The organism is Bacteroidales bacterium, from assembly GCA_035299085.1.
Taxonomy (GTDB): domain Bacteria; phylum Bacteroidota; class Bacteroidia; order Bacteroidales; family UBA10428; genus UBA5072.
Genome location: DATGXG010000038.1, coordinates 69,980 through 86,537, shown reverse-complemented (window position 1 = coordinate 86,537; position 16,558 = coordinate 69,980). Strand labels below are relative to the sequence as shown.

Sequence of the window (16,558 nt, the reverse complement as noted above, 5' to 3'; positions counted from 1 at the left end):
CAACCTATTCTTTCAGGAATTTCTTCTGACTTGAACCGGATTCGCTTGTGAATTTCAGTATATACATTCCCGGTTTCAATCCGGAAACATTCATCTTCACCAGTCTTTCGGCTGTAGTCAGGTTCCGGTGTAATACAAGTGCTCCGGTTAAACTGTAAATACTCAGGCCGGTACCGCCCTTATTGAGGCTTACAGTAAGTTCATCCTGTACCGGGTTGGGGTAGGAACTGAAATCCTTTTCACCGTCAGCATCGGCTACACCTGTAATAGGTCCGCCAAGTCCGATATCGGTATAAACCGTGTCATACAGGAACAGGATGGTTGTATCGGCTGTCAGGTTTGTCAATTGAATTCTCCAGGCATGGTCAGTTGGTGGTGCATCATATGAACCATTGGCATTTACATCACTGTAGAAATCGACGTTGACATTCTGGTTTACGGTCACATTATTGAATACAACCGTAAAATCGTTGCTGTCCAGCGCAGTTATCAGTGTACTATCCATAAAGTCATTTGTCTGCGGATCCCTCAGGTAAACATAGAAGTTCTGACCGACCGTGCTATCAAATCCTGTAAAATTGATTGTAAGATTCAGGGTCGAATCCGAGCCTCCGGTGGTATCATCAGCGGGGAATATGTCGACAAAGTCAGTGTTATGAGCAAAATCAACAACCGTGTCGCCCATCAGATTCATGAGTTCAATACGCCATGCATGATCAACCGGGGGAGCATTGTAAGTGCCGCTGCTGTCGAGGTCAGCCCAGAAATCGATATTGTAGTTCTTACCTCCCTGAACGGAATCAAATACGACGGCAAAGTCTGATGAATCCACAGGTTCAATGGCAAGGCTGTCCAGTTTGTCACCATTAGAGGCATCTCTTACATATACATACAGATCCTGTCCAACATGCGGAGCAAAACCGGTAAAGTTAATGGCAACCTCAAAGAGGCTTGTGTCAACACCTGTTGTATCACCGCCGCTTGTATCCGGTGGCCAGGTAATATCAACATAATTGGTATCAAAATTCCAGTTAATGGTTGTATCACCCTGGAAGCTGTCAAGTTCCACTCTCCATGATTTGTCGGGAGGCGTATTAAATCTTCCGTTACCGTCGGCATCCACATAAAAATCAAGAAAGTAGTTGCCCGGTGAAACAGAATCAAAGCCCAGCATAAAGTTGGTGGTATCCACAGGCATTACCATTAAACTATCACTGGATACACCCGTCTGCGGGTTTCGCAAATATAACGTGAGGTTTTGTCCTTTGAGCGAGGTGTCGAGCCCCACAAAATTTACTTTCAAAGAATCCTGCGCCCACAACTGTGACGCCAACGGAAACCCACTTAAAACTAACAAAAACGTAAGGTAATTTTTTCTCATGGCTTATGAATTTAGTTGTTTCTTTAACAATCGAAAATTGAGAACACGAGAGTAAGTCCAACTTTTTAACATTTCTTTAACAAACTAACGGTTTAATGTAATAGTGTGATTGACACTTAATTGCAAAGCTAAAACTACTAAAAAACAACCCCCTGGTTCATGTGTTATATTTCCAACAATAAATGAAACTTATGAAAACAACCTGGGTAATCGATCCTGATCACAGTGAAATTTTTTTCAAGGTGAAGCACCTTGTTATTGCCACTGTCACAGGAAGTTTTGAACGCTTTGAAGGTAAAATGGTGACGCAATCGGATAATTTTGAAGACGCCGATGTCGAATTTTCAGCCGATGTGGACAGCATTAATACAAATGCACCTGACAGGGACAAGCACCTGAGGTCAGACGATTTCTTTGATGCAGCCCACAATCCCAAAATATTCTTTAAATCGAAAAGCTTTAAAAAATCAGGCGATGCCTATAAACTTACCGGGGATATTACAATCAGGGGTATAAGCCGTGAAGTAGTGCTCGACGTGGAATACGGAGGTGCTATGAAGGATCCATGGGGAAATGATAAGGTGGGTTTTGAGCTTACAGGAAAATTAAACCGAAAGGATTTTGGACTGAAATGGAATGTAATGACCGAAGCCGGCGGTGCTGTGGCCGGTGATGAAGTGAAGTTGCAGCTTAGCGTTGAACTTGTAAAACAGGCGGCCTGATAGTTGATTTTTATCCGTGCATCCATTACATTTGATATAAAACAGCACGGATGAGAAAATTCTTGCTTTACCTGTGGATAGCCGGTATCATTACCGGTTGCGATCCAGGTGCGACTACCGTATATTATCTCGATTCCCAAAACGGCAATGACAGTAATCCGGGACTAACTCCCGGTCTTCCCTGGAAAAGTCTTTCCAGGACGAATGAGATCGTTCTCAAGCCCGGCGACCAGGTTTTGCTGAAGGCTGGTTCCCGGTTCAGCGGAAGCCTGACTTTTAAAAATGCAGGTGGCTCTTTGAAAGCGCCGGTTATACTGGGGGTTTATGGTAAAGGCAAGGCTTATATCCAATCGTTTGATTCAGCTGCCGTAATAATCGAAAATGCATTCGGATTTGTTTGCCGGAACCTCGTGGTCACCGGTTCAGGGCGACTTAACAGTAATAAAACCGATGGTTTATTCATAAAAGGAAGCCGGAACATTGAAATTGACAGTGTGGAAGCATCAGGTTATCTTTATAGCGGCATTCATGTGAAAGGCGGCAGCCATATTAAAATAGCAGGAGTATACGCTCATGATAACGGATTCTCGGGCATCTATGCTGAATCGGGAGAGCCGGAATACGGAACTGACGGAAGCAAATTCAAAACCATGCATTCGGTTGAGATTGGGAACTGCAAAGCTGAAAATAACCCGGGTTGTCCTGCCATCACTGATAATCACAGTGGCAGCGGTATTTTGATTGCCGGTGTGGTAAATGGATATATTCATCATTGTGAAGCCATGAATAATGGCTGGGATATGCCAAGGGAAGGAAACGGTCCTGTAGGCATCTGGGCCTATATGTGCGACAGTGTGGTGATCGAAAACTGTTTTTCGCATGACAATAAAACCTCAGAGCACGGCAAAGACGGGGGAGGGTTTGATTTCGACGGTGGCATACGGTATTCGGTGATGCAGAATAATATTTCCGCGAATAATGAAGGTGCAGGTTATGGTATCTTTCAGTATGCCGGTGCAACTGAATGGAAAGGCAATGTGATGAGGAATAATACAAGTTATAATGATGGAGTTAAAAACAGCCGCAGCGGCATTTTTATGTGGTGTGATCCTGTTGCACAACCCATGCGCGACTTTGAGGCATATAATAACACGGTGGTTACCTGTTTTGAACATGCCGTATCTTTTGAACCCGGCGATTATGAAGGATTTATATTCAGTAAAAACGTTTTCCTGATCAATGGAAATCAGGATGGATTTATCTTCGGGAACTTTAAAGGAGCGCGGTTTTCGCAGAACATTTATTCTGCCTTCAATATGCCGGCATCAGTTGAATACGATACAGCCGCTGTGCTTATACCGTTTAAAAACCTGCGTTGATCACAGGATTGGCATAGATTTTAAGCAAAAGCTCTTTTTGAAGGGATTTGTTACCTGTGAAAACCGATAATTCTTTATGGATATAATTTTCAAACTGCTTTTTGTCTTCGGGACTATAACGGTCTGACAGTGAATTTGTTCCATTCAACATGTCAAAGGCGACCAGGTTAGACGGCCAGAGTTTGTAATTCCTGTATATTTCAGTATCAATAAGCGAAGCCAGCTGATTGATCTTTTCATTCATACCGGCTGATTCCTCTATTTCATCAATGAAAGTATTAACAGGCCGGCATGCGGCAAGGTGAATTCTGCCTTTCGGCTGGGTAATTCCCGCAATAATGCTCATCAGGTCCTCATTGGGTTGTTTCTGATAAGGTATACCGCTGGTAACGGAACTCATTTCCTTTACTTTAAAGGCGGCACACGGTTCATATTCATAGGATATGGAAAGAGGAACAATGTTCAGCTCCCTGAAATCATCATAGAAATTGCACGATCCGGTTATATTGAACATTTTCAGAAGGCCTGTCTCGGTTTTGTCAGCTCCGTCCTTTGTCCGGCCGTTCCGTTGTGCGATCCAGGCAGAAACTTTCTTGGATGTAATGGTAAATCGGATATACTCTGACAGAATTATCGAATTCCTGAAAAACTCCATCCGGTTTCCGCCCCGGTTTACCTTGAACATCCTGTTTACTTTTCCCAGGTCAATTATAAACTGGTTTGTCATCAGGTTGCTTCCGAATGTGATCTCTGAAGTTTCATGCCCGAAATCCAGCAGGATAACCTGCAGAATGGCTGAATCCAGGACGATGTCCCTGTGATTGCCCACAAAAAGATAGGGAGTACCCGGAACGAGGTTTTCAAATCCGCTGGTGGTAAGTCCCCCTGAAGTCTTGTTCACAATGGAACAGACAAGAGGATGCATAAACTGTTTTTGAAAATCAAGTGCAGTCTGAATCCCTTTCAGGGTGGCTATAATTTCGTCTTTGTTTTTATCGGGGAAAAGAAAATCGAGGATTTTTCCGAATTCAGGAACGGTCACAATGCGGTTCAGCGCCTGGTTGATTTCAGGATCATAGTAAGGCCGGATGTCTTCAAACTCTTTTTCTTCATTCATATTGATCCGGATTCTCTATTCGAAATCCTTTTTAAGGGCAACCATTTTAATGGCGGTAATGGCAGCTTCGTCGCCTTTATTGCCATGTTTTCCGCCTGAGCGGTCTTTTGCCTGTTCCAATGTGTGGGTTGTAAGGACGCCAAAAATAACCGGAATATTATAAACCATGTTCAGCCGGGTAATGCCCTGGGTGACACCGTCACAAATGAAATCGAAATGACGGGTTTCACCCTGAATAACGCAGCCCAGGCAAATGATGGCATCAAACTCTTCGGTATCCGCAAGCCATTGTGCCGCCAGGGTAAGCTCAAAACTACCCGGCACATGTTTTATAACAATATTTTCTTCTGAAGCGCCATGCCTGATAAGCGAATTAATAGCCGCATCACGCATGGAAAAGGTAATTTCATTGTTCCATTCAGCTACCACAATGCCGAATTTCATGTTTCCGGCATCCGGAATGTTTCCGGGATCGTAAGAGGACAGGTTTTTAAGAGCGGTAGCCATGTTCGCCCTCAGATTACTTCATTTTAATTTGAAGTTCAGTGATATACTTGTCAATTACACGTCCCTCATCACTGGCCGGATAGTTTTTCTTGATCAGGTTAAAAGCTTTCATAGCCTTATCGTACTGGCCAAGGTCCTCCAGGACAAGTCCTGCTTTTTTAAGGTATATCGGTGAAGTAAAAGAATTCTTTTTCCTGGCGCCGGCTTTCATGTAAAAATCAGCAGCTTCCTTCTTGTTGCCAAGTTCCATGTTGCAGTCGCCAATGGCACCCAGGGCAACAGTGGCTACCATAACATCCTCGGCATCGAATTTTTCAAGTTGTTCGATTGCGTCTTCGAACTGACCGGTGCGCATGTAACAGATACCGGCATAATAATGGGCCAGGTTGGCTGCTTTTGTCATGCCGTAATCATCAATTATATTCAGAAAGCCTTCATTCTGGCCATCACCGTCAAGGGCAAGTTTAAAAGAATCCTTTTCAAAATAGTTCTCGGCAATGTACATGGAGGCCAATGCTTCCTTATTGGAAGGCTCAAGATAAAACTTCTTGTAACCCAGGTATCCGCCGACTACTACCAATATGGCAAGAATGATGATGGTGAGGCTCTTTTGATTTTCCTCGATATATTGTTCTGTACGACTTAGTGCGTTTTCAACGCTTTGAAATCCACCGGGATTCTGCTGTTCAATCTTTTTACTCATTAGTGAAAAAATTTTTTTCTGACAGATCGCAAATGTAATGTAATTTCTTTATTTTCTGAGAACCGACCTCTATTTTTTTGTATTTTGGTAACACCTGAACAGCTAATCTCGTAAATCCTTTGATTGAATTTTCGCAAATAAAAGCATAATGCTATGAACAGGTCAGCAGAAGACAATGCCATGATTGCACCAAAAAAGCTTTTGATGGTTGTTTTTAATCCGCGAAGCTGGAGCATCAAATGGAAAGCAAGGTTTAACTTTCTGATCAGAGCGATAGTAGCCATTGGACTGCTCCTTCTTTTGGTAAACCTGCTGCAGCGAAGAATTGTACTTCGCGAAGCGGCTGACAAGCTTTCGTTACTGTCACAAACGAAATCACAATATATTGATGATTATTTCGAAGGCCTTACCCGGCAATTGAGAGTGTTTGCCTCCGATGCCCGCAATGTTGACGCTTTCACCCAGTTTAATGAATCCTTCCTGAATATTGAAAACGATAACTACCTTTCTTCTTCAGTTACCGGTCTTGACCGGCTCAATACCCTTGTTGAAGGGTATTATAAGACTGAAATTGCCGGTGCGCTTGATATAGAGAATGCAACCAATGTGAAAGCGCTTCTTCCCAATGATACAAAACAGCGAATATTTCAGTATTTATATATTGCGGCCAATCCCAAACCTTTTGGTTTGAAAGGCGCTATGAATAAAGCCGAGGATGGAAGCACCTACAGTTCGGTTCATGCTACCGTTCATCCTGAAATGATCAGTTTTGCCCGCCAGGCAGGGGTTTCGGATATCCTGTTTGTCGATTATAAAACCGGGTATGTCATCTACTCACTAAAGAAAAACCTTGATTTTGCGACTAACCTGTTTGAAGGTCCTTATAAAAACAGCGGACTGGGTATGGCATTCAAAAATGCCGTTGCCCTTCAGCAGTCCGGTGAAATTGCCTATACGGATGCATCAGTTTATGCACCCTCTTTGTACAAATCAGAAAGTTTCATTTCAACACCGGTGTTCAGCGGAAGCCAGTTGCTAGGAGCCATTGTATTTGCTGTTGATGACAATACGCTCGACAGGCTCGTGGCCTATGATCATGAAACAACAGGCACCACAGCAAGCCTGAAATCCATTATAATCGGTACAGATTTTCTTTACAGGAACAATGACCCTCAATATGCAACCAACAAAGAAAAATACACTGCAAGGCTTAAAAAGCATTCCTCCGTCTCTCAAATGGCAGCGGATGTGAAACGGTATGGCAGCACATCAATGGTACAGGGTGTTGATCCCGAAACTTTTTCAAAGCTGATCAGGGGTGAGCAGGGTCTTATAAATTACAGGACCGAAACCGGGGAAGAAGTGTTGTGCAGCTATATTCCGCTTCATATAGGCGATCTGAACTGGATGCTTCTCACCCAGGTTGACCAGTCGGATGCACTGGCCTCTCTTCATCGGTTCATGGTAATTCTTGTTTTCATAACCCTTGGCATAGCTCTGATTTTGGCTTATTTGTCAGGAATGATAAATAAGTCAATTACAGGAAGGCTTGCAAAGATTAAAAACACTGTAGCCTCATTGACAAGAGGAGAAAGCATTGATACGCTGAATTTGGATTCAGAAGATGAGATTGGTTTTATCAGCAACTCAGTGGATATTTTGAATGAAAGGCTTAAAAATACAGCATCCTATATTAATGAGCTGAGCAAAGGCAATATTGATGAACCGTTTCCTGTTTCGGGCGAAAAGGATGAGTATGGGCATACTCTCAATAAGGTAAGGGAAAGCCTGATCATGAGGAGGCTTGATGAAGAAAAGCGTGCCATTGAGGATGAAATCCGAAACTGGACAACCCAGGGAATTGCCATGTTCAATGATATTTTGCGTATGGATACGGGTGACCTGGAAAAACTTTCGCTGAATATCATCCGCAATATAGTGCAATATCTTTCAGCCAACCAGGGCGGCTTGTTCCTTACCGAGGAATACGACGAAGGAAGACAGCACCTCAAGCTGGTTGCGGCCTATGCATATGACAGGGTTAAATACCTGAATAAAATTGTAGAAGCAGGTGACGGACTTATCGGAAACTGTCTCCTTGAAAAGAAAACAATACTTACAAATAAGCTTCCTGCCGATTATATGAACATTACGTCAGGTTTGGGCGGATCGAAAGCTAAATGCCTGCTGATCGTTCCGTTGAAAAAAGATGAGGAAGTGCTGGGCGTTCTGGAAGTGGCTTCATTTGAAGATTTCAAACCGCATGAAGTTGAATTCCTTGAGAAAATAGCGGAAAGTATTGCTGCGGCACTGATAACGGTTAAGCTGCATCTCCAAACCACCCAGTACCTCGAAAGGTTCCAGCAGCAGACCGAGGAGATGAAAGCGCAGGATGAAGAGTTAAGGCAGAATATCGAAGAATTACAGGCTACCCATGAGCAGATGGAAAGGCTCAAGGAAGAAGAGAATGAGCGGAATCAGAAGATCATGAAGGAAATGGAAGATTACCGGAAACTGCTGATTTCTCTTATTAATGAAATTCCCGAAAAGATTTTCCTGAAGGATGATGAAGGCCGGTTTGTCATTGCCAATAAGCCTGTTGCTGATAATTACGGCCGTACTGTGGATGAAATCCTCGGGAAATCCGACTTTGATTTTTACCCCCGTGAAGAGGCTGAGGAATACCACAGGCAGGAAATGGACATCATCAGGTCGGGCAAGAGCCAGAGCTATGAAGAAGGGGATCCGTCGCGTTATGATGGGCTTATAGTGAGGACAGTTAAAAAGCCGTTCTATATTGAACACCTGGGTGTTACAGGCTTGTTCGGAGTGCAATTCGACATTTCGGATATCAAGCATAAAGAATTTGAAGCCACGAAAATGGCTGACGAAATAAAAGCCAAGCAAAAGGAAATTGAAGAGGCAAGCGTAGAGCTGATGAAAGAAAAGGCCCTCCTCGATGCCTTATTGACAAGTGTTCCCGAGCACATTTATTTCAAGGATAAAGAGAGCCGTTTCCTCCGTTTCAGCAAATCGATGATGAAACTGTTCAAGGTGGATAAACCGGAAGACCTGATGGGCAAATCGGACTTCGACTTTTTCTCAAAAGAACATGCACAGCCCGCTTATGACGGTGAACAAACCATCATAAGAACCGGTAAAGCAATTATCGACCTGGAAGAGAAAAACCTCATGCCCGACGGAAGCTATACATGGGTTAACACAACAAAAATGCCGTTACGCAATGCAAATGGTGAAATTATTGGAACTTTCGGGATCAGCAAGGATATCACGAAAATCAAACGACTGCAGCAGGATGCTATTGAAAACGCTGAAGAACTGAAGGCTCAGGAAGAGGAACTGAGGCAGAACCTGGAGGAAATGCAGGCCACACAGGAAGACCTGAGGTACCAGCTTGAGATGAATGAGAAAATTCAGGAAGATCTGAATAAAGAAAAGGCATTAATGGATGCCCTGATGGATAATGTTCCTGAATGTATTTATTTCAAAGATAAGGACAGCAAATTCATTCGTTTCAGTAATTCGATGCTGACCCTGTTTGGATTGAATAAAAAGGAAGAACTCTTAGGAAAATCAGATTTTGATTTCTTCTCCGACGAACATGCAAGGCCTGCTTTCGAAGATGAACAGAAAATCATAAGGACCGGAAAGGCTATCATTGATCTGGAAGAAAAGGAAGTTCTGGCCGACGGTCGTTTCAACTGGGTTAACACAACCAAAATGCCATTAAGGGACACCGAAGGAAACGTCATCGGTACATTTGGCATCAGCAAGAACATTTCTAAGATAAAGAACATGGAAATGGATGCGCTTGAAATGACGAAAGCCATAGAAAAGAATCGCAAGCTGCTGATTGATGTTTTGAATAAAGTACCCGCGAAAGTCTTTCTGAAAGATGAAAACGGTAAGTTTATTGTTGTGAATGATGCAGTGGCTTCTGTGTATAACAAGCGGGCAGAGCAGATTATCGGTACAAGCGACTATGATAATCACCCGGATGAGGATGTAGACAGCTGGCGCAAGCAGGAGCTTGAGATCATAAAGAAAGGCGAGACCACTTATATACATAAGGAAAACCAGCAGGGAAAGATTAGGTACCTGAACACTATGAAATGTCCCTTTGTGCTGGCCACGACCGGTGAAACGGGACTTCTTGGCATCCAGGTTGATGTAACCGATCTGAAGATTCTCGAAGAAGAAGTTCAGAAGCTTAAAACAGAAATTAAAAAGAAAGTTTGAGATATGAGGTTTGAGGTTTGAAGGCTTCGCCGTTTGAATTTTCACGTTTGAAAGCTTCGCTGTTTGACGCTTCGCTGTTTGAAGGCTTCGCTGTTTGACGTTTCGCGTTTGACGTAGTTAAATCTTGTTTGAAATCATTTCAAACTTCTTCCTCAAACTTCTTCTTCAAACTTCTTCCTCAAACTTCTTTTTCAAACTTTCAAACTTCTTCATCTGTTGCATCCTTCTACACCTGTTGCCATTCTTCCCCATTCGGGGGAATCGTTAATTTTTATAAATCATTGGTTAACAATAAAATGATTTAAAAGCTTTGTTATGTACGGTTTTTGAACAATAGACACCAAACTAAATAATAAAGCGTTATGGAAATGAGAAAGAAAAATTGGCTGACGTATCTGTTAATACCCGCACTGGTAGTGGCGATTTCCTGTAATAAGGATGATGATAATGATAACAATAACAACAACAACGGCAACGGGAATTCGAATGGAAAAAATGAAAGCGTGATCAAACAGATTGGTGCATCAAATCTGGCTGAGATAACCCTTGGCCAGCTTGCTACTCTTAAGGGAGGTGATACACTCGTTAAAGCGTTCGGAGCAATGATGGTAAGAGATCATCAGAAATCACAAAGTGATTTGGATTCTTTGGCTAACGGCAGAAATATTGATCTCCCGGTTAATCTTGACACGGTTAACGGTGCTTTACGGGATAGCCTGACAGCGCTGAATGGTGGTGATTTCGACAAGAGTTACATTAAAAGTCAGATTATGGCTCACACCAAAGTCAAAAACATGTTTCAGGCTATTAAGGACAGCACACAGGATGCCAGTCTGAAAAGCTATGTGAACATGTATCTTCCGGATATTAACGAACATCTTGCCAAAGCTGACAGCATTGCAATGGCACTTGGTATTGATACTACCGGTATGGGTAATGATACCACAGGTGTTGGAAATGACACAACAGGTGTTGGTAATGACACCACAGGTGTTGGTAATGACACAACGGGTGTAGGAAATGACACAACCGGAGTAGGGAATGATACTACAGGTACGGGCAATGACACAAGTAATGTAGGAACTGATTCTTCGGTATTGAATATGTATATAAGAAGAAGGTAAACTTGCAGACCTGACAGTGTCGCACCTGTCAGCGTCGTTTTCTTGGAACTGTAAGCTTGTAAAAATTTCACCTAAATTCACTCAAATTCCGGATGTGTCTCATCCGGAATTTTTTTTTGAACTGACCTGACAGAGTCCGGTGGACCTGTCAGAGTCGTTTAGTATAATTTAAACCGCAGTATTGTTCTCAGCTTCTCCGTTGCCACCTTTCTTGCGTCGCTGAGGTATATTTCCCTGTGAGTTTTACAAAGTCTTTTGAGTTTTTCCTTTTCAGCAAATTGTTCCATAAGGGCAAAGGAAGCCGGTTCGCTGTCGTAACTGCCCAGGTGGAGCATCTGGATGCACGGACCTTCGGTGATAATTTCGAATTTAACAGCATCCAGTAATTTATGAGGCTTTGTTTTTTTGGTTCTTTCGAGAGTCAGGGCTGCATAGGTATCATCCACAAAATCGGGTTGGCGGATCATGAGTGTGAAAACGAGCTCATTCTTATCAATTGTACCGTTGTATGATTTCTTGCCTTCTTCGGTAAGGTCCCACACCCCTTCAAGTGGATACACGGTATAATCGAAATAGCCTGCAGGAGCAATTCCTTTTTTAGGGCTCATTTTGATGGCGTAGGAGAGGGCATAGAGAACCGAAATGTATTCGCCGAAGAATTCATCGTTAGGATTTCCTTTTCCGGTAACAGTGAAAAACTTAAATGCCGGCAGGGTAACCAGTTCGGGTTTGTTTTTCGGTGAATAATACTGTTTTTCAGCCGTTTTCCATTCGTGTTTCATGGTTGAGGGTGTTAATTAAATAAAAGTAGTTCATTTTTCATTCTTCATTTTTTCATTCTTCATTCTTCATTCTTCATTCCTGGGACCTATGCGACCTATGCGACCTATGGGACCGAAGGCATCCAGCATCCAGCATCCAGTATCCAGTATCATCTTTTTTCACAATCACATATCACTCAATCCAATTTTTATTATTTTTGCCTGCCCGAAATTTAACAAATGGTTCCGTAGCTCAGTTGGATAGAGCAACAGCCTTCTAAGCTGTGGGTCGCGCGTTCGAATCGCGCCGGAATCACAAAAATAAAATAAGCTGCCCTGACAGGCAGCTTATTTTATTTTTGTGATCACGAGCGGGCATGGCGTGCTGGCCTGTGGGTGCGAGTAATCACTCCTAATCATCCTTTTATATAAATGGCTTAGCTTTTTTTGTGATCACAAGCGGCCATCGCGTGCCGGCCTGTGGGTAGTGGTTTCTTAGAACAGTGTTCCGGAATCGAAAACATGAATTGATTCATTAAGCCTAAACTAATTTGGAAATCTTTTCGCTAAGTCATATATAACATCAAGGGTTGTAGAATCTAGGAGCATTACCCTATCTGTAAAAAATTTAATACTTTCATTGTTATTATATTCCTGAATAAATTGATCATAATTATCGAAATACATTATTCTTGCAGCAATTAGTAAAGAATGTTTTAAAGTAAAAAGTGAAGAATTGTTATCTTTCTTCACTTCATATTTTAATAAGCATTCTTTAAGTAAAGTCTGCAAATTCTCATTTTCAAGTAGGGAAAGGATTTCATATTGAGCGATTAAAATTTCAATAAAAGCAAATGAAAAAGAAGTACTACTGCCATCACCATTAATCGAAGGATAATTATTGTGGATGCAGGAAGGATCCATCAATTCATATCGTTCAGTAAGTACGGACGCAGCATCACTTCTCTTGAGAAGTTCTTGAAATCCATTAAAATGACTCTCTATAATATTAAAAGCTCTCTGATAATCATCACTAAAATATAGATCCGAAAATCTTGGATAATGTAATGACGTTTCAACCAGCCCTTCAGTAGATATACTTTTTAATATCTGATTAGGGATCTGCAGTACCGAATCCATTTCTTCACTGGTATTTAATAATGCCCATTCTGGTGATCTTGGTAATATTGGATATTTGTAAGTATCCCTCGGTTTATTAAGATAACATATAGGATCGACAGTTGATTTTGAGCACCCCTGGATACACGTATATAGCATTATTAGTATAAGGGTTTTGAAATTCATAATTCCCTTAATAATCTGTAATGTTTTGGTCATGCCTAGATCCGAAGTAAAATGTATTCTCTTAAGCTCAAATTTAACCATTTCAGGATCATCCAAATTACCGGAAAAATCCGTTCTGTGTTAAACTTTTTTTCTATCTTCATTAAACGCAATGAAGTTAGATGAACTCCAAATCATTTTCAGAAATGAAAGCAATAGGCCTCCTGTTTGCTGGTACAATAAGTTTGGGGTGTGTTACAGGTTTTAGATAATTAAATCATTAACTCATGGAGAAAAAATATTTTGTTCTGTACCTGCTGCCATCAAGGCCTGATTTTGCAGAAACAATGACCGATGAAGAGAGAGCTGTTATGATGAAACATGTTGAATACTGGACTGAAATCATGAACCAGGGCAAGGTCCTTGCCTTTGGTCCGGTAATGGATCCGGAAGCGGTTTACGGACTGGGCATTATTTCGGTTGAAAGCGAAGAGGAAGTTAAAGAATTTATCACAAACGATCCTGCTTCCAGAATTAACCGGTATCAATACTTCCCGATGAGGGCTATTGTGCCAGGGAAACCATAAAAATCTCAGGCATTTGCACTTATCTGGATTTTGCTTTTGAATCCCCCTGTTTATTCCAAATACTTCCTGATCTTATTCATAAGAACCTGCCGGCGAATGGGTTTTGAAACATAATCATCAAAACCTGCATCTTTAATTTCCTGCAAATCCTCTTCGTTGGCATATGCAGTAACCGCTATAACCGGAAGTTCCGGATAATGTTTCTTTATAATTCCTATGGTATCCATGCCGTTCATTACAGGCATCATGATATCCAGCAACACCAGGACAGGCAATTCACGCTTTTCAAGCAATCTGACGGCAACCTGCCCGTTTTCCGCATGAATTATATTATGGGTCAGGGATTCCAGAAAGTTTTCTATTAACAGGTAGCTGTTAAAGTCGTCTTCAACAACCAGTATAGATTTGCTTTGAAAAGCCGCTAATTCGGAATCGGAATTCTCATTAACGCCATCAATCACCTGAAAGTCTTTTACAGGCTTAAACGGTATCGTAAATCTGAAAAGTGATCCATTCCCCGGTTTGGATTCAAGGGTTACACTGCCTCCAAGCAATTCGATATATCCTTTCGATAACGCTAAGCCTAATCCGATCCCGCCGAATTTTCGGGTAGCCGAATTGTCGAGTTGCCTGAATCTTTCAAATATCCTTACATGATCTTCCTCGGGTATTCCGATCCCGGTATCTTTTACAAAAAATTCAATAATATCCATATTTACCTCATAGCCAAATTGTACTTCTCCCTGCGCTGTAAATTTCAACGCGTTACCAACCAGGTTGACCATAATCTGCATGAGCTTAACCGGATCAGTCAGAACGACTGACTCCCTGCTGAGTAGTGCTGTCTTATAGCTTAATTTCACGGCCGGATTATTATGACCAACATTAAACTGGTTGAAGACAGTGGCTACAATTTCATTTAGGTTCGTTTCCTGCTCTATATACTTTTCCTGGCCCGCCTCCAGCGTGGAAAGAGAAAGAATTCCCGATATGATGGCAAGCAATTGGTTATTACTGGCATCAATAATATTCATGAATTCGTCTTTCTTTTCCTGCTGAAAATCTGAATTCGCCAGCAGGGAGGAAAAGCCTATTATGGCATTCAGAGGAGTCCTGATCTCATGGGATATATTATGCAGAAAGGCTGTTTTCAAACGATCACTTTCTTCAGCCTTTTCTTTTGCATGGATCAGAATTTCTTCAGTATTCTTTCTTTGGGTAATGACATCAAAAACAGTAACAAAATAATCCTTCTCCGGACTATAAACGGAAACCGAAAACCATTCCTTCAAACTTTCAACATACATTTCAAACCGTTCATGTTTACCGGTTTTTACAACTCGTCCATAGATCTCAAAAAGCCGGGAATCAGATTCTCTTATTCGCGGGATTACTTCGGAAACCCTTTTACCGATTACATTTTTAAGACCTGTCAGATTTTCAAAAGAATGATTTACCTCCAGGTACACGAAATCCACCGGAATGTCATCTTCAAATATCATTTTGCAGAGAGAAAAACCCTCTATCAGATTTTCAAACAGGGAGCGATATCTTTTTTCATTTAGTTCAGCAATTTCCTTTGACTCCATCAGGTTCTGAAGCATGAATATTTTCGCTGAAATATCTTCAGTTACAAGAATATAATTGGCAATTTTTCCCTGATGATCCAACAACGGAGAAATATTAAGACTCTCCCAGTAAAAGGTGCCGTCCTTTTTCCGGTTATTATATTCTAATTGCCACCTTTCACCAGCTTTAAGCATATTCCACATTTGATCATATTCATCATCCGGTATATGACCACGGTTAAAAATCCTGGGACTTTTTCCTGACACCTCTTCAAGTGTATACTGGGTTTGTACTGTGAATTGCCGGTTGACGAATTCTATTTTACCTTCCGAATCAGTGATCACTATTGATACAGGACTCTGCTCAATGGCTTCATTCAATAACTTGATTTTCTTTTCGGCCAGTTTATTCTGAGAAATATCTTCCTTGACAGCAACATAGTGTGTCACCGTGCCGGATTCATCAATTATGGGAGAAATCAGCGCCGATTCAAAATAGAAATCGCCGTTTTTTTTAAGATTCTGGAATTCTCCTTTCCATGTTTTGCCAGATGAAATCGTATTCCATAAGTTTTTATATTCCGATTCAGAAGTATAACCTGAACGCAGAATCCCCGGTTTTTTTCCAACCAGTTCATCGAAGGAATACCCTGTAAGTGCAGTAAATTTTGGATTTACATATTCTATTAATCCTTTCGTGTCGGTTATAACAATGGATGCCGGATTCTGGTCAATAGCCATGAATACGATGCGCAGCAGCTCTTCAGCTTCATTTTTCTTCCGGATCAGCGCATGTTTTTCGCAGGCTCCTGCAATAGCGGTACCAATCCGGGTAAGATGTTCCTTTAAAACATAGTCATCTGCACCATGTTTCATAATGTCAACTGCAATTTCCTCATTCAGCGAACCGGTAACCAGAATAAAAGGTATTTCAGGAGCCACATCGTTCCGGTATTCAAGCGCCAGCATACCATTATAAGTTGGTAATGAGTAATCCGAAAGAATGATATCGGGTTTAAACTTTAAAACGGCATCCTTATAGTCATTCTCCGTTTCAACAACCAGATGGGTATACTGAATATTATTTTTGCTTATTTCATATTTAAGAAGATCAGCATCGGATATAAGATCTTCCAGGATTAATATTTGCAATGGATTATTCATA

At 41.6% G+C, this 16,558-nt stretch carries 12 protein-coding genes and 1 tRNA gene; 6 read left to right on the top strand and 7 right to left on the bottom strand.

What is annotated here, in order from left to right; genetic code table 11:
* Positions 1–4: 4 nt before the first annotated feature.
* Entirely contained in the window at positions 5–1,381 is a 1,377-nt protein-coding gene (locus VK179_12530; GenBank protein HLO59563.1) for a T9SS type A sorting domain-containing protein, read from the bottom strand.
* A gap of 191 nt (positions 1,382–1,572) precedes the next feature.
* Here VK179_12530 and VK179_12525 point away from each other — a divergent pair, with 191 nt between their 5' ends.
* Complete coding sequence (locus VK179_12525) at positions 1,573–2,103, top strand: YceI family protein (GenBank protein HLO59562.1); 531 nt, start codon at positions 1,573–1,575, stop codon at positions 2,101–2,103.
* Between the two features lie 50 nt (positions 2,104–2,153).
* A complete protein-coding gene (locus VK179_12520) occupies positions 2,154–3,482 on the top strand; it encodes a right-handed parallel beta-helix repeat-containing protein (protein HLO59561.1) in 1,329 nt (442 codons plus the stop codon).
* Here the strand turns inward: VK179_12520 and VK179_12515 are convergent.
* The 3 genes from VK179_12515 to VK179_12505 are packed head-to-tail and all read right to left on the bottom strand — an operon-like array spanning position 3,466 to position 5,809.
* A complete protein-coding gene (locus tag VK179_12515; GenBank protein ID HLO59560.1) occupies positions 3,466–4,599 on the bottom strand; it encodes a hypothetical protein in 1,134 nt (377 codons plus the stop codon). The genes VK179_12520 and VK179_12515 overlap by 17 nt on opposite strands.
* 15 nt (positions 4,600–4,614) lie before the next feature.
* Positions 4,615–5,106: a 6,7-dimethyl-8-ribityllumazine synthase gene (gene ribH, locus VK179_12510; protein ID HLO59559.1), complete on the bottom strand. Its 492-nt coding sequence runs from the start codon at positions 5,104–5,106 to the stop codon at positions 4,615–4,617.
* Positions 5,107–5,119: 13 nt separating this feature from the next.
* Positions 5,120–5,809: a tetratricopeptide repeat protein gene (locus tag VK179_12505; protein ID HLO59558.1), complete on the bottom strand. Its 690-nt coding sequence runs from the start codon at positions 5,807–5,809 to the stop codon at positions 5,120–5,122.
* Between the two features lie 153 nt (positions 5,810–5,962).
* Between VK179_12505 and VK179_12500 the strand changes: the two genes are divergently transcribed.
* Together VK179_12500 and VK179_12495 are read left to right on the top strand one after the other, a co-directional pair.
* Positions 5,963–10,069, top strand: coding sequence for a PAS domain-containing protein (locus VK179_12500; protein ID HLO59557.1), 4,107 nt, complete (start codon positions 5,963–5,965; stop codon positions 10,067–10,069).
* 368 nt (positions 10,070–10,437) lie between these two features.
* Positions 10,438–11,193, top strand: a complete 756-nt coding sequence (locus VK179_12495) for a DUF4142 domain-containing protein (protein HLO59556.1) — start codon at positions 10,438–10,440, stop codon at positions 11,191–11,193.
* Positions 11,194–11,351: 158 nt separating this feature from the next.
* Here VK179_12495 and VK179_12490 read toward each other — a convergent pair whose 3' ends face one another.
* Positions 11,352–11,975, bottom strand: coding sequence for a GyrI-like domain-containing protein (locus VK179_12490; protein HLO59555.1), 624 nt, complete (start codon positions 11,973–11,975; stop codon positions 11,352–11,354).
* Positions 11,976–12,196: 221 nt separating this feature from the next.
* Between VK179_12490 and VK179_12485 the strand changes: the two genes are divergently transcribed.
* A tRNA-Arg gene (locus VK179_12485) sits at positions 12,197–12,270 on the top strand.
* A gap of 230 nt (positions 12,271–12,500) precedes the next feature.
* On the opposite strand, the gene VK179_12480 is transcribed toward VK179_12485, so the two are convergent.
* A complete protein-coding gene (locus tag VK179_12480; GenBank protein HLO59554.1) occupies positions 12,501–13,355 on the bottom strand; it encodes a hypothetical protein in 855 nt (284 codons plus the stop codon).
* A gap of 170 nt (positions 13,356–13,525) precedes the next feature.
* On the opposite strand from VK179_12480, the gene VK179_12475 reads away from it, so the two are divergent.
* Positions 13,526–13,825 carry a YciI family protein gene (locus VK179_12475; GenBank protein ID HLO59553.1) on the top strand — a complete coding sequence of 100 codons (300 nt, stop codon included), beginning with the start codon at positions 13,526–13,528 and terminating at the stop codon, positions 13,823–13,825.
* Between the two features lie 50 nt (positions 13,826–13,875).
* Here VK179_12475 and VK179_12470 read toward each other — a convergent pair whose 3' ends face one another.
* Positions 13,876–16,557, bottom strand: coding sequence for a PAS domain S-box protein (locus VK179_12470; protein ID HLO59552.1), 2,682 nt, complete (start codon positions 16,555–16,557; stop codon positions 13,876–13,878).
* Between the last annotated feature and the right edge of the window lies 1 nt (position 16,558).

Bases quoted from the DNA above. Each gene is read 5' to 3' on its own strand.
- VK179_12525 (HLO59562.1), top strand. From the start codon at position 1,573: ATGAAAACAACCTGGGTAATCGATCCTGATCACAGTGAAATTTTTTTC.
- VK179_12500 (HLO59557.1), top strand. From the start codon at position 5,963: ATGAACAGGTCAGCAGAAGACAATGCCATGATTGCACCAAAAAAGCTT.
- VK179_12515 (HLO59560.1), bottom strand. From the start codon at position 4,599: ATGAATGAAGAAAAAGAGTTTGAAGACATCCGGCCTTACTATGATCCT.
- VK179_12490 (HLO59555.1), bottom strand. From the start codon at position 11,975: ATGAAACACGAATGGAAAACGGCTGAAAAACAGTATTATTCACCGAAA.
- VK179_12505 (HLO59558.1), bottom strand. From the start codon at position 5,809: ATGAGTAAAAAGATTGAACAGCAGAATCCCGGTGGATTTCAAAGCGTT.
- VK179_12475 (HLO59553.1), top strand. From the start codon at position 13,526: ATGGAGAAAAAATATTTTGTTCTGTACCTGCTGCCATCAAGGCCTGAT.
- VK179_12495 (HLO59556.1), top strand. From the start codon at position 10,438: ATGAGAAAGAAAAATTGGCTGACGTATCTGTTAATACCCGCACTGGTA.
- VK179_12530 (HLO59563.1), bottom strand. From the start codon at position 1,381: ATGAGAAAAAATTACCTTACGTTTTTGTTAGTTTTAAGTGGGTTTCCG.
- ribH (HLO59559.1), bottom strand. From the start codon at position 5,106: ATGGCTACCGCTCTTAAAAACCTGTCCTCTTACGATCCCGGAAACATT.
- VK179_12470 (HLO59552.1), bottom strand. From the start codon at position 16,557: ATGAATAATCCATTGCAAATATTAATCCTGGAAGATCTTATATCCGAT.
- VK179_12520 (HLO59561.1), top strand. From the start codon at position 2,154: ATGAGAAAATTCTTGCTTTACCTGTGGATAGCCGGTATCATTACCGGT.